The organism is Telluria sp. AZSoR62 (genome assembly GCF_058111565.1).
In genome coordinates this window covers 1-312 of record NZ_JBYTST010000208.1, presented here as the reverse complement: position 1 = coordinate 312, position 312 = coordinate 1, and the positions used below count along the sequence as shown (strand labels likewise).

The window sequence follows — 312 nt, the reverse complement described above, 5'->3', positions numbered from 1 at the left end:
GACTGGACCCCGGTGCGTGCCTTGGGTTCGTACATCAAGGGCACCAACGGCAAGTCCCAGGGCGTAGTACCGTTCCTGAAAGTGGTGAACGACACCGCCGTAGCGGTCAACCAGGGCGGCAAGCGCAAAGGCGCTGTCTGTGCCTACCTGGAAACCTGGCACATGGACATTGAAGAGTTCATCGAGCTGCGCAAGAACACCGGTGATGATCGTCGTCGTACCCACGACATGAACACCGCCAACTGGATCCCGGACCTGTTCATGAAGCGCGTCTTCGATGACGGCCCGTGGACCCTGTTCTCGCCATCCGAA

The 312-nt window shown here is 59.6% G+C and carries 1 pseudogene; it reads left to right on the top strand.

The features are described from left to right. Nucleotides 1-312 (top strand): annotated as a pseudogene (locus tag AC3XQU_RS23545) (ribonucleoside-diphosphate reductase subunit alpha); the annotation flags it as partial.